Origin of the sequence: Pseudomonas thermotolerans DSM 14292 (assembly GCF_000364625.1) — a bacterium.
Classification (GTDB): Bacteria; Pseudomonadota; Gammaproteobacteria; order Pseudomonadales; family Pseudomonadaceae; genus Aquipseudomonas; species Aquipseudomonas thermotolerans.
In genome coordinates, this window is sequence record NZ_KB822634.1 from 1 (window position 1) to 13113 (window position 13113).

Below are 13113 nucleotides of genomic sequence, written 5' to 3' on the forward strand. Positions count from 1 at the left end.
GGGTTCTACCCCGTTAGCACGGACACTTTCGAGTAAGCTCACACCGAGCTGAAGGAGTGTTCATGAAGCGCAAGAAATACAGTCCCGAGTTCAAGCGGGAAGCTATCGAGCTGGTTCGTCGTTCAGGGGCGAGCTGCCGGCAGGTGGCCTTGGAGATTGGTGTGGCCCCCAACCTGCTCACACGCTGGGTGCGGGAGGCGCAACCAGGCACTGAGAAAGCCTTCCCTGGAACGGGAAGCCCGCGGGATGAGGAGCTTGCCCGCCTCAAGCGTGAGTTGGCCCGGGTCACCAAGGAACGTGATTTTTTAAGAGACGCGGCAGCGTACTTTGCCAAGGAGTCATCGAGCGGTACACGGTGATCCAGCGCTGCCGCAACGAGTACCCGGTACGCCTGATGTGCCGTTGCCTGAAGGTTTCCGCCAGCGGCTACTATGCCTGGCAGGATCGCGAGCCAAGCTCACGTGCTCAAGAGAATGCGCGCCTGGTGAGGCGCATTCGTGAGATTCACGAAGACAGCCGTGGTGTGATCGGAGCACCACGCATGCACGAGGATCTGCGCGACGAGGGCGAAACCGTCAGCCTGAACCGCGTTGCTCGCCTGATGGCGGCTGAGCAAATTCAAGGCTGGCCACGCCGGAAGCGGCGTGTCTTTGGGAGAGTGGCCAGCAGCCGTCCAGCAGGCGTGAAAAACCTGCTGGAGCGCGACTTCACCGCGCAGGAACCAGAGCGCAAATGGGTCACGGACATCACGGAAATCGCCACCCAGGAAGGCAAACTCTTTCTATGCGTGGTGCTCGACTTGTACAGCAAGCTGGTGATCGGTTGGTCGATGCACCACCGCCAGGATCGGCAGATGGTGATTCGAGCGGTGGAGATGGCGATCTGGCAGCGCCAGGGTGACTGGTCAGTGATCCTGCATTCGGATCGCGGCAGCCAATTCACCAGCGCCGACTACCAGCGCTTTCTGAATCGCAACACGCTGGTTTGCAGCATGAGTGCCGTCGGGCACTGCGGCGACAACGCTGCCTGTGAAGGCTTCTTTGGTCAGCTCAAACGGGAGCGCGTTGTCCATCAGTCATATCGAACTCGTGATGAAGCACGAGCGGATCTCTTCGACTACATCGAGCGGTTTCATAACCCACGAATGCGTCGTAGAGTCGCCCGGCAAGATCTGAAGTTTTCAGCCCTTATCAAACCGTCCGTGGAAATGGGGTAGAACCCGACTGCCGCCCTGCAGGACTGGGACGAAACCGCCTTGCCCGAGCCGCAGGCCTACGCGGCCCTGGCCCATAGCCTGGTGGCCGCCAGTGCCAGTGACGAGCTGGGCAGTGCCGCCCGCCGTCTGAATTTCTACGACCCTTCGATGCGCAGCCTGCTGTTGAAGACCGTCCGCAAGGTCAAGGGTCGGGACTCGGACGACTGGTCGGTGACCCTGCCGGAAATCGACCGGCGCTGGGCCGACATGGAGACCTGGCGGGTGCTGAAACGCGCCGCCCAGTCGCCCACCGCCGACTACCTGCTTGCCGCCTTGGACCATCGCGTCGACAGCACTGGCGCCGTGGTGGAGATGCCCAGGGAGGAGTCCATCTACCTGCAGGCCTTCCTGCGCACCATCGGCATCAGCGCCAGCGTCACCCTGATCTGTCTGCTGCTGGCCTATCCGGTGTCCTGGCTGCTCGCCAACCTGCCGACAGAGAAGAGCAAGCGCTTGATGCTGCTGGTCATCATCCCGTTCTGGACATCGCTGCTGGTGCGCACCACCGCTTGGTACGTGCTGCTGCAGCCCAACGGGGTAGTCAACAGCCTGCTCAGTGGCCTAGGGCTGGTCAGCCAGCCGCTGCAGCTGATGTTCAACCGCACCGGGGTGCTGATCGGCATGACCCACATCATGCTGCCGTTCATGATCCTGGCCATCTATTCGGTGATGAAGGGTATCTCTCCGGTCTACCTGCGTGCCGCCCAGTCTTTGGGAGCCAAGCCGCTGACCGCCTTCGTGCGCACCTACATCCCGCAGACCCTGGCCGGGGTAGGGGCGGGTTGCTTCCTGGTCTTCGTGCTATCGCTCGGCTACTACATCACCCCGGCTCTGCTGGGCGGGGCGGGCGATGAAATGATCAGCCAGCTGATCTCGGTGCAGACCAACCAGCAGCTCAACTGGGGGTTGGCGGGGGCCCTGTCCACCTACCTGGTGATCTTTACCGGCTTTTTCTACTTCGTGTTCAACCGCCTGGTGGGCATCGACCGCCTGCGCTTCGGTTAAGGGGAGCCTGCGCCCATGAAAACTCATTACTGGTCCCGTCTCGAACGCTGGAGCGCACGCTGGGTCCGCTGGCACACCGCCTTGGTCCTGCTGTTCCTGGTGGCGCCGATCCTGATCATCATGCCGCTGTCGTTTAACAGCACCTCCTATTTCTCCTACCCGATGACAGGCGTCTCGCTGCGCTGGTACGAGACGGTGTTCACCGACGGGCAGTGGCAGCGTGCCTTCCTCAATAGCCTGGGGATCGGTTTCGCCTCGACCCTGCTGGCCACGGTGCTCGGCACCCTGGCGGCCTTGGGCCTGAGCCGGGCCAGTTTCCCCTGGCGCGGGGTGGTGATGCCGTTGCTGATCTCACCGATGATCACCCCGATCGTGGTGGTGGCGGCCGGCTTCTACTACGTCTTCGCGCCGCTGGGGCTGGTGGACTCCTACCTGGGGGTGATCCTCGCCCACGCGGTGCTCGGCACCCCCTTCGTGGTGATCACCGTGTGCGCGGCCCTGCAGTCCTTCGACCATAGCCTGACCCGTGCGGCCAGCGGTCTGGGAGCGCGTCCCTGGGTGAACTTCCGCCGCGTGACCCTGCCGCTGATCGCGCCGGGCGTGGCCACCGGTGCGGTGTTCGCCTTCGCCACCTCGTTCGACGAAGTGGTGGTGGTGCTGTTCATCGGTGGCTCCGAGCAGCGCACCGTGCCGCGGCAGATGTGGAACGGCATCCGCGATCAGATCGACCCGTCGATCCTCGCCGTGGCGACCCTGCTGATCCTGGTGGTTCTAGCCCTCTACGCCTGCACCAGTTGGCTGAGCAAGCGACACAGCGGGGAAATCCCCGAGTAATCCGAGATTGAGCTTTCGTCCTTGGAGGTGTGCGACGATGTACTCGCAATTACGTGAAGATTTCGCCCGAGATGGAGTGGTCGTGATTCGTGGCCTGTTCCGTGACTGGATCGAGCCGCTGCGTGAAGCGGTAGCCTACAACCTGGAGCATCCGGGGCCGCTCTTCCGCAACTACAACCCGGAAAACAACTCGGGACGCTTCATCGGCGACTACTGCAACTGGCCGAACAACCCCGGCTACCGCGACTACATCCTCAACGGCCCGGCCGCGGGTCTGGCCAAGGCGCTGATGGGCTCCCAGCAGGTGCGCATCTTCCATGAGCACCTGCTGATCAAGGAGCCGGGCAACAGCAAGGTCACTCCCTGGCACCACGACGAGCCCTACTACTGCGCCACCGCCGACCAGACGGTGAGCATCTGGCTGCCCCTGGACCCGGTGTCGCGGGACAGCTCCCTGGAGTTCGTTGCCGGCTCACACCAGTGGGGCAAACTGTTCCGACCGCGCAAGTTCACAGGGGTGGACTACCAGCGGGATGTCGACGATCTGCATCCGATGCCGGACATCGACGGCAACCGCGACCAGTACCGCATCCTCGGCTGGGAGCTGGAACCGGGCGATGCCGTGGCTTTCGACCACCGCACCGTGCATGGCGCGCCGGGCAATCGTTCCCAGGAGCATTCGCGCCGTGTGGTGTCGACCCGCTGGCTGGGCGACAATGCACGCTACGTGGACCGTCGCGGCGAGACATCGCCGCCGTACCCGCATCTGGCCGCTTGCCTGCAGGATGGCGAGGCGCTGCCGGAAGACGAGTTCCCCTTCATCGCCACCCACTGACAGTTTCGTCCAGTTTCGTCGTTGCCGTCCTAGCCGAATGCCAGGTCACTCGCCCGGAGGGGGGGCCTGGCCATTCTCCAGCGCGGACGCCGGGACTCCTCGGAGTGCAGTACGGATGTTCGTTGGCAAAGCCCGGGCCGGTACCCTGTGCGGCGTGGCGGCCCTGCTGGTCTGGAGCACGGCAACCGCACTGATGCGCAGTTGCAGCGAGTATTTCGGGCCGATCGGTAGCGCCGCGCTGATCTACAGCTTCGGCGCCCTGTTGCTGCTGGTACTGCCGGGGCAGGGGAGTCTGCACCGGGCGTCGCGTTCCTATCTGCTGGCGGGTGGGCTGCTGTTCGTCACCTACGAGGTGTGCCTGTCGCTGGCACTCGGCTACGCCCACAGCCGTTCCCAGTCCATACAGGTGGGGCTGGTCAACAGCCTGTGGCCCTGCCTGACGGTACTCTTCTCGATCCTCATCAATCGCCAGCGAGTGCGCTGGTTCGTCTTTCCCGGAACGCTCCTGGCTCTCTTGAGGACCGTCCGAGTGGTGAGTACCGAGGGACTTTCGCTGGCCAGCTTCCTCGACAACCTGGCCTCCAACCCGCTCAGCTACGGCCTGGCGCTCACCTGCGCGGTCACCTTCGCGCTGTACTGCAACATCACCACCCGCTACGCCCGGGGCGAGAATCATGTGGCGCTGTTCTTCGCGCTGACCGCCCTGGTGCTCTGGCTCAAGTACGCGCTGAGCGAGGAATCCCTGCCGGGCTTCGCGCCGCGACCAACCCTGGAGCTAGCGGCGCTGGTGCTGGCCATGGCCGGAGGCTATGCGCTGTGGAACCTGGCCATCCTGCGCGGCAATCTGACCCTGTTGGCCACTCTGTCGTACTTCACGCCGGTGCTGGCGGCGGGCTTTTCCGCGTTCTGGCTGAGCGCCAGCCTGACTCTGCAGTTCTGGCAGGGTGTCGTGCTGGTCACCTTGGGCTCGCTGGTGTGCTGGTACGGCACCCGTTCCAACGTTGCGCCGGCTCAGGCGCTGGACGGTCGGCCGGGCGATGGGGCAGGGCAGCCCGTTCGCTCGTAGCTGGGGCACAAGTAATTGATTGTGCTAGAATGGCCGCCCTCTAGCGGTCTTGCTGGTCTAAGCCAATCGAATCAATGGCCTGTGTTCATGCCGAAGCCATCTCGCGGGTGCATGGGCGTTGGGCTTTGCCGTCAAACGCTGGTGTGTCGTGAGCAGCCTGGCTGCCGCGAGTCGTTAACGAGTTCCCCAGTGATCCTGGTTCGCTCAGGTTGTCCCTCTGGACCTGCCATCGTCTGGCAGACATACCGTCGAATCACTTCCTGGCTCATCCCAACCCATGTGGCCTTTGGTAGGGGTCACCACTAGGAGAGGAGGCGCCATGCCCATCATTACTCTTCCCGACGGCAGTCAGCGTTCGTTCGATCGTCCCGTCAGCGTGCTCGAAGTCGCGCAATCCATCGGTGCCGGTCTGGCCAAGGCGACCTTGGCCGGCAAGGTCAACGGCAGGCTGGTCGATGCCTGCGACCTGATCGACAGCGACGCCACCCTGCAGATCATCACGCCGAAGGATGAAGAGGGGCTGGAAATCATCCGTCACTCCTGCGCACACCTGGTCGGCCATGCCGTCAAGCAACTGTATCCGACCGCCAAGATGGTGATCGGTCCGGTGATTGAGGAAGGCTTCTACTACGACATCGCCTACGAGCGGCCCTTCACCCCCGACGACCTGGCGGCGATCGAGCAGCGCATGCGCGAGCTGATCGACAAGGACTACGACGTCATCAAGAAGATGACCCCGCGGGACGAGGTGATCGAGGTCTTCAAGGCGCGCGGCGAGGACTACAAGCTGCGCCTGATCGACGACATGCCCGACGAGAAGGCCATGGGCCTGTACTACCACGAGGAATACATCGACATGTGCCGCGGTCCGCACGTGCCGAACACCCGGTTCCTCAAGGCCTTCAAGCTGACCAAGATTTCCGGTGCCTACTGGCGCGGCGACTCGAAGAACGAGCAGCTGCAGCGCATCTACGGCACCGCTTGGGCGGACAAGAAGCAACTGGCCGCCTACATCCAGCGCATCGAGGAAGCCGAGAAGCGCGACCACCGCCGCATCGGCAAGCAGCTGGACCTGTTCCACCTGCAGGAAGAAGCCCCGGGCATGGTGTTCTGGCACCCCAACGGCTGGACCATCTACCAGGTGCTGGAGCAGTACATGCGCCAGGTGCAGCGCGAGAACGGCTACGTGGAAGTGCGCACCCCGCAGGTGGTCGACCGCATCCTCTGGGAGAAGTCCGGCCACTGGTCGAACTACGCCGAGAACATGTTCACTACGGCCTCGGAAAACCGCGACTACGCGGTCAAGCCGATGAACTGCCCGTGCCATGTGCAGATCTTCAACCAGGGCCTGAAGTCCTACCGTGACCTGCCGCTGCGTCTCGCCGAGTTCGGCGCCTGTCACCGCAACGAGCCGTCCGGCGCCCTGCATGGCATCATGCGCGTGCGCGGCTTCACCCAGGACGACGCGCACATCTTCTGTACCGAGGATCAGGTCAAGAAGGAAGCGGCCGACTTCATTAAGCTGACTCTGCAGGTCTACGCGGACTTCGGCTTCACTGACGTGTCCATGAAGCTGTCGACCCGGCCGGCCAAGCGCGTCGGCTCCGACGAGCTATGGGACCGCGCCGAGGGCGCCCTGGCCGATGCCCTCAACGAGTCGGGGCTGGCCTGGGAATACCAGCCGGGCGAGGGGGCCTTCTATGGGCCGAAGATCGAGTTCACTCTGAAGGACTGCCTGGGCCGCAACTGGCAGTGCGGTACCCTGCAGTACGACCCGAACCTGCCTGAACGCCTGGATGCCAGTTTCGTGGCCGAGGACAACAGTCGCCAGCGCCCGGTGATGCTGCACCGTGCCATCCTGGGCTCCTTCGAGCGCTTCATCGGTATGCTCATCGAGCACTACGCCGGCTCCTTCCCGGCCTGGCTGGCGCCGACCCAGGCGGTGGTGATGAACATCACCGACAAGCAGGCGGCCTTCGCCCTGGAGGTCGAGAAAACCCTTAACGGCTGCGGCTTCCGAGCCAAGTCCGACTTGAGAAACGAGAAGATCGGTTTTAAAATCCGCGAGCATACTTTGCTCAAGGTTCCCTATCTCTTGGTTATTGGAGATCGGGAGGTTGAGACTCGATCCGTTGCCGTGCGCACCCGCGAAGGGGTCGACCTGGGCTCCATGCCCTTGGATCAGTTCGTTGAACAGCTCAGGCAGGCGGTTTCCCGGCGTGGTCGCCAAGATTCGGAGTAATCATTATTAAGCGTGAAATGAGACAAGATAAGAGAGCTGCACCCAAGCCCCCGATTAACGAGAACATCACGGCTCGCGAGGTTCGCCTCATTGGTGCAGACGGCCAGCAGATAGGCATCGTCTCGATCGATGAAGCATTGAATGCTGCTGAGGAGGCCAAGCTGGACTTGGTCGAAATCTCCGCCGACGCCAATCCTCCGGTCTGCCGGATCATGGACTATGGCAAGCACCTGTTCGAGAAGAAGAAGCAGGCTGCTGCGGCGAAGAAGAATCAGAAACAGGTGCAGATCAAGGAAATCAAGTTTCGTCCAGGGACGGAAGAAGGGGATTACCAGGTAAAACTACGCAACCTGGTACGTTTCCTGACCGAAGGGGACAAGGCCAAGGTATCCCTGCGATTCCGCGGCCGTGAGATGGCCCACCAGGAGCTGGGTATGGAACTGCTGAAGCGGGTCGAAGCCGACCTCGCCGAATACGGTACCGTCGAACAGCATCCCAAGCTGGAGGGACGCCAGCTGATGATGGTCATCGCTCCCAAGAAGCGTAAATAACCTCCCAGGCACTGGCAGGCCTGATGGTTATCAGTTGTTAATGAATGCGGAGTACTGAACATGCCAAAGATGAAAACCAAGAGTGGCGCTGCGAAGCGCTTCAAGAAGACTGCTGGTGGCCTCAAGCACAAGCACGCCTTCAAGAGCCACATCCTCACCAAGATGACCACCAAGCGTAAGCGTCAGCTGCGCGGCACCTCCCTGCTGCACCCGTCTGACGTCGCTCGTGTCGAGCGTTCGCTGCGTCTGCGTTGATTTCTGGTTAAGAGGATTTACCCATGGCTCGTGTTAAGCGTGGCGTTATCGCCCGTGCTCGTCACAAGAAGATTCTGAAGCTCGCCAAAGGCTACTACGGTGCGCGCTCGCGCGTGTTCCGCGTTGCCAAGCAGGCGGTGATCAAGGCTGGCCAATACGCCTACCGTGACCGTCGTCAGCGCAAGCGTCAGTTCCGCGCTCTGTGGATCGCCCGTATCAACGCCGGCGCCCGTCAGAACGGTCTGTCCTACAGCCGTCTGATCGCTGGCCTGAAAAAGGCTTCCATCGAGATCGATCGCAAGGTTCTGGCCGATCTGGCAGTGAACGAAAAAGCGGCGTTTGCTGCGATTGTCGAGAAAGCGAAAGCCGTCCTGGCTTGAGTCCCCCGACAATCACCGGGGTAGCCCGGTGCTGAACGTCACCGATAGGGGAAGGGCCACCGTGCTCTTCCCCTATTTCGTATCTGGAGTCCGTACATGGAAAACCTGGATGCACTGGTCTCGCAAGCGCTCGAGGCTGTGCAACGAACCGAAGACATCAATGCCCTGGAGCAGATCCGGGTCCAGTATCTTGGCAAGAAGGGCGAACTGACCCAGGTGATGAAGACCCTGGGCGACCTGCCGGCCGAAGAGCGACCGAAAGTCGGCGCGTTGATCAATGTGGCCAAGGAACGCGTGCAGGACGCGCTCAACACCCGCAAGGCAGCCCTGGAGCAGGCGGCGCTGAGCGCCAAGCTGGCGGCGGAGCGCATCGATGTCACCCTGCCGGGGCGGGGCCAGGTTTCCGGTGGTCTGCATCCGGTGACCCGTACCCTTGAGCGGGTCGAGCAGTTCTTCACCCATATCGGTTACAGCGTCGCCGAAGGCCCGGAAGTCGAGGACGACTACCACAACTTCGAGGCGCTCAACATCCCCGGCCATCATCCGGCTCGGGCGATGCACGACACCTTCTATTTCAACGCCAACATGCTGCTGCGTACCCACACCTCGCCGGTTCAGGTGCGCACCATGGAATCCCAGCAGCCGCCGATCCGCATCGTCTGTCCGGGGCGGGTGTACCGTTGCGACTCCGACATCACCCACTCGCCGATGTTCCATCAGGTCGAAGGCCTGTTGGTCGATGAGGGCATCAGCTTCGCCGACCTCAAGGGCACCATTGAGGAGTTCCTCCGAGTGTTCTTCGAGAAGCCCTTGGGCGTGCGCTTCCGGCCGTCCTTCTTCCCCTTCACCGAACCGTCCGCCGAGGTCGACATGCAGTGCGTGATGTGCAGCGGAAAGGGCTGCCGCGTCTGCAAGCAGAGCGGCTGGCTGGAGGTGATGGGCTGCGGCATGGTGCATCCGAACGTATTGCGCATGTCCGGCATCAATCCGGAGAAGTACTCCGGCTTCGCCTTCGGCATGGGCGTCGAGCGCCTGGCGATGCTCCGCTATGGCGTCAACGACTTGCGCCTGTTCTTCGATAACGACCTGCGGTTCCTCACGCAATTCCGCTAGGACCGCACGCCCGTAACCGAATCGATTAGGAGAGCAGGATGAAATTCAGTGAACAGTGGCTGCGGAGCTGGGTGAATCCGCAGGTTTCCCGTGACGAGCTGGTGGCTCGTCTATCCATGGTCGGCCTCGAAGTGGATGCCGTGACTCCCGTGGCCGGCGTTTTCAGCGGCGTGGTGGTGGGCGAGGTGCTGAGCACCGAACAGCATCCCAATGCCGACAAGCTGCGTGTCTGCCAGGTGTCCAACGGCAGCGAGACCTTCCAGGTGGTATGCGGTGCACCCAACGTGCGTCCCGGCCTGAAGGTGCCCTTCGCCATGCTCGGCGCCGAACTGCCGGGTGCCTTCAAGATCAAGAAGGCCAAACTGCGTGGCGTCGAGTCCAACGGCATGCTCTGCTCGGCCGCCGAGCTGCAGATCAGCGACGACCACAACGGCCTGATGGAACTAGCCGCAGATGCGCCGGTCGGTCAGGACTTCCGCGCCTACCTGGGCTTGGACGACGTGAGTATCGAACTGGGCCTGACCCCGAATCGCGGCGACTGCCTGTCCTTGGCCGGCCTGGCCCGCGAAGTGGGCGCCATCTATGGCGTGCCGGTCAATCCGGTGTCCACCGCCGCGGTAGCGCCGGTGCATGACGAGGTGCGCTCCATCGAGGTGCTGGCACCCAAAGCCTGCCCGCGCTACCTGGGCCGGGTGATCCGTGGCGTCGATCTGTCCCGTCCCAGCCCGCTGTGGATGGTGGAGCGTCTGCGCCGTTCCGACATTCGCAGCATCAATGCGCCGGTGGACGTCACCAACTACGTGATGCTCGAGCTGGGTCAGCCGATGCACGCCTTCGACCTGGCCGAGATCCACGGCGGCATCCGCGTGCGCATGGCCAAGGAGGGCGAGAAGCTGGTCCTCCTCGACGGCCAGGAAGTCAGCCTGCGCGCCGATACTCTGGTCATTGCCGACCACCAACGCCCGCTGGCCATCGCCGGGGTGATGGGCGGCGAGCACAGCGGGGTGAGTGACAACACCCGCGACCTGTTCCTGGAAAGCGCCTTCTTCGATACCGTTGCGGTGGCCGGCAAGGCCCGTTCCTATGGTCTGCACACCGACTCCTCGCACCGCTTCGAGCGCGGCGTGGACTCCCAGCTGGCGCGTGCCGCCATGGAGCGCGCCACCGCGCTGCTGCTGGAGATCGTCGGCGGCGAGCCGGGCCCCATCGTCGAAGTGGCCAGCGAAGCCGATCTGCCCAAGGTAGCACCCATCACCCTGCGCGCCGAACGCATTGGCCAGATGCTCGGCCTGGAAATGGACGCTGCCGAGGTGGAACGCCTGCTGACTGCCCTGGGCTTGGGCGTCACTGCCCAAGGGGCCGGCACCTGGTCGGTGAGCGTACCCAGCCACCGCTTCGACATCGCTCTGGAAGTGGACCTGATTGAGGAGCTGGGCCGCCTGTACGGCTACAACCGTCTGCCGGTGCGCTACCCGCAGGCCCGTCTGGCGCCCAAGGCCAAGGCCGAGGCCCGTGTCGAGCTGCCAGCCCTGCGTCGCCTACTGGTGGCCCGTGGCTATCAGGAAGCCGTTACTTACAGCTTTATCGATCCCAAGCTGTTCGCCCTGTTCACCCCGGGCGTCGAGCCGCTGCAGCTGGCCAACCCGATCTCCGCGGATATGGCGGCCATGCGTGCGTCCCTCTGGCCGGGGTTGGTCAAGGCCCTGCAGCACAACCTGAACCGTCAGCAGAACCGCGTGCGCCTGTTCGAGACGGGGCTGCGCTTCGTCGGCCAACTGCCTGAGCTGAAGCAGGAGGCCATGCTGGCCGGAGTGATCACTGGCAGCCGCCTGCCAGAGGGTTGGGCCAACGGTCGCGAGAGCGTGGACTTCTACGACCTGAAGGCAGACGTCGAGGCGATCCTCGGTTGCGCTGGCGCGGCCAGCGAGTTCCGCTTCGTGCCCGACGAGCATCCGGCCCTGCACCCGGGGCAGACCGCTCGCATCGAGCGGGAAGGGCGCTTGGTCGGCTATCTGGGCACCATTCATCCGGAGCTGGCCAAGGCGCTGGACCTGGAGCAGCCGGTGTATCTGTTCGAGATGGTCCTCGCCGAAGTGGTCAACGGGCGGCTGCCCAGCTTCTCCGAGCTGTCGCGCTTTCCCGAGGTACGTCGCGACCTGGCCATCCTGGTGGACCGTGACGTGGCGGCCGAGGCGGTCCTGCAGGTCATCCGCGAGAGCGCCGGCGAGTGGCTGACGGAGCTCAGGCTGTTTGACGTGTATCAGGGTAAAGGCATTGATCCGCTTAGAAAAAGCCTGGCCGTCGGCTTGACCTGGCAACATCCATCGCGCACTCTTAATGACGATGAGGTGAGCAGTACAACCCAGAACATCCTTGCCTCGTTGGAAGAAAGGTTCAATGCCACGTTAAGGAAATAGCGTATGGGGGCTCTGACGAAAGCGGAATTGGCGGAACGTCTGTACGAAGAGCTGGGCCTTAACAAGCGTGAGGCCAAGGAGCTGGTCGAACTGTTCTTCGAAGAGATTCGCCAGGCTCTTGAGCTCAACGAACAGGTCAAGTTGTCTGGTTTCGGCAATTTCGACTTGCGCGACAAGCGTCAGCGCCCCGGACGCAACCCCAAGACAGGAGAGGAGATTCCCATCACGGCCCGCCGTGTGGTGACCTTTCGACCAGGGCAGAAACTGAAGGCGAGAGTCGAAGCTTATGCTGGAACCAAGTCATAACGACGAACTACCGCCGATCCCTGGCAAGCGCTATTTCACCATCGGTGAAGTCAGCGACCTGTGTGCGGTCAAGCCTCACGTTCTGCGCTATTGGGAGCAGGAGTTCAGTCAGCTCAACCCGATCAAGCGCCGCGGCAACCGGCGTTACTATCAGCGCCAGGACGTACTGATGATCCGGCAGATTCGATCCCTGTTGTACGACCAAGGCTTCACCATCGGTGGTGCCCGTCAGCGTCTGGCCAGTGACGAGGCTAGGGACGACACCACGCAGTACAAGCAGCTGATCCGCCAGATGATTGTCGAGCTTGAAGACGTGCTTCACGTTCTGCGCAAATAACCGGCCTCACAAAAAACTTCCATATTTCAGAAACTTAATGTATAGTGCGATCCGTTTTCAGGGCACAGCCCGAAAACGAATCTACTTGTCGGGGCGTAGCGCAGCCTGGTAGCGCACTTGCATGGGGTGCAAGGGGTCGAGTGTTCGAATCACTCCGTCCCGACCAAAAAACCCTAGAAAATCCAACCACTTAGCGGTGGTTGGATTTTTTTAGGTTCATCGCGTCTTTCCGGGGAAGGCGGCCTTGATCTTCAGGAAGAAATAGGCTGAATCCCGGAACCCGTAGGCCATACGCTTGATGACCTTAATGCGGTTGTTGACGCCCTCGAGAATGCTGGTGTTCAAGGGAAAGATGGCTGAGGCGAGGATGCCACGCAGGTACTTTCGCAGTCGCTTTGCAAAGGCGATCGCCGGCGCGATGCCGCTTTCGATCGCCAGGCGGTACCAGTCTTTCCATCTTCGGGCGCCGTCTCTGACCGATGGCGCAAACCAGATTTCCTTGATGGCGGTCTTCAGC

At 62.4% G+C, this 13113-nt stretch carries 14 protein-coding genes and 1 tRNA gene; 14 read left to right on the top strand and 1 reads right to left on the bottom strand.

Translation table 11 applies throughout. From position 1 onward, the window contains the following. Positions 1-62: 62 nt before the first annotated feature. The 14 genes from H165_RS0117245 (at position 63) to H165_RS0117310 (ending at position 12762) form a co-directional block, all read left to right on the top strand. Positions 63-1216, top strand: a protein-coding gene (locus H165_RS0117245) for an IS3 family transposase (protein WP_155943632.1) whose coding sequence is annotated in 2 segments (ribosomal slippage) — positions 63-309 and positions 309-1216 — 1155 coding nt in all. Because the reading frame shifts where the segments join, the coding sequence is not laid out codon by codon here. A 39-nt stretch (positions 1217-1255) separates the two neighbouring features. Beyond that, positions 1256-2260: an ABC transporter permease gene (locus tag H165_RS18810; RefSeq protein ID WP_017940189.1), complete on the top strand. Its 1005-nt coding sequence runs from the start codon at positions 1256-1258 to the stop codon at positions 2258-2260. 15 nt (positions 2261-2275) lie between these two features. Then, a complete protein-coding gene (locus H165_RS0117255) occupies positions 2276-3094 on the top strand; it encodes an ABC transporter permease (protein WP_017940190.1) in 819 nt (272 codons plus the stop codon). A gap of 37 nt (positions 3095-3131) precedes the next feature. Beyond that, entirely contained in the window at positions 3132-3929 is a 798-nt protein-coding gene (locus H165_RS0117260; RefSeq protein WP_026146706.1) for a phytanoyl-CoA dioxygenase family protein, read from the top strand. Positions 3930-4044: 115 nt separating this feature from the next. Then, complete coding sequence (yddG, locus tag H165_RS0117265; RefSeq protein ID WP_017940192.1) at positions 4045-4995, top strand: aromatic amino acid DMT transporter YddG; 951 nt, start codon at positions 4045-4047, stop codon at positions 4993-4995. 319 nt (positions 4996-5314) lie between these two features. Continuing rightward, entirely contained in the window at positions 5315-7237 is a 1923-nt protein-coding gene (gene thrS / locus H165_RS0117270; RefSeq protein WP_017940193.1) for a threonine--tRNA ligase, read from the top strand. Then, the gene (gene infC, locus H165_RS0117275) at positions 7237-7788 is read left to right on the top strand and encodes a translation initiation factor IF-3 (RefSeq protein WP_197020038.1); all 552 of its coding nucleotides are present in this window, start codon (positions 7237-7239) and stop codon (positions 7786-7788) included. The genes thrS and infC overlap by 1 nt, the downstream gene beginning before the upstream one ends. A 60-nt stretch (positions 7789-7848) precedes the next feature. Then, complete coding sequence (gene rpmI / locus H165_RS0117280; protein WP_026146708.1) at positions 7849-8043, top strand: 50S ribosomal protein L35; 195 nt, start codon at positions 7849-7851, stop codon at positions 8041-8043. 23 nt (positions 8044-8066) lie between these two features. Further along, positions 8067-8423, top strand: coding sequence for a 50S ribosomal protein L20 (rplT, locus tag H165_RS0117285; RefSeq protein WP_017940196.1), 357 nt, complete (start codon positions 8067-8069; stop codon positions 8421-8423). Between the two features lie 96 nt (positions 8424-8519). Next, positions 8520-9536 carry a phenylalanine--tRNA ligase subunit alpha gene (gene pheS / locus H165_RS0117290; RefSeq protein WP_017940197.1) on the top strand — a complete coding sequence of 339 codons (1017 nt, stop codon included), beginning with the start codon at positions 8520-8522 and terminating at the stop codon, positions 9534-9536. Positions 9537-9574: 38 nt separating this feature from the next. After that, entirely contained in the window at positions 9575-11953 is a 2379-nt protein-coding gene (pheT, locus tag H165_RS0117295) for a phenylalanine--tRNA ligase subunit beta (RefSeq protein WP_017940198.1), read from the top strand. Positions 11954-11956: 3 nt separating this feature from the next. After that, a complete protein-coding gene (gene ihfA / locus H165_RS0117300; protein WP_017940199.1) occupies positions 11957-12259 on the top strand; it encodes an integration host factor subunit alpha in 303 nt (100 codons plus the stop codon). Then, a complete protein-coding gene (locus H165_RS0117305; protein WP_017940200.1) occupies positions 12240-12596 on the top strand; it encodes a MerR family transcriptional regulator in 357 nt (118 codons plus the stop codon). Before ihfA ends, H165_RS0117305 begins: the two co-directional genes overlap by 20 nt. 89 nt (positions 12597-12685) lie before the next feature. Next, a tRNA-Pro gene (locus H165_RS0117310) sits at positions 12686-12762 on the top strand. A gap of 50 nt (positions 12763-12812) precedes the next feature. On the opposite strand, the gene H165_RS0117315 is transcribed toward H165_RS0117310, so the two are convergent. Continuing rightward, a partial coding sequence (locus H165_RS0117315) for a transposase (protein WP_017938468.1) occupies positions 12813-13113 on the bottom strand: 301 nt, incomplete at its 5' end.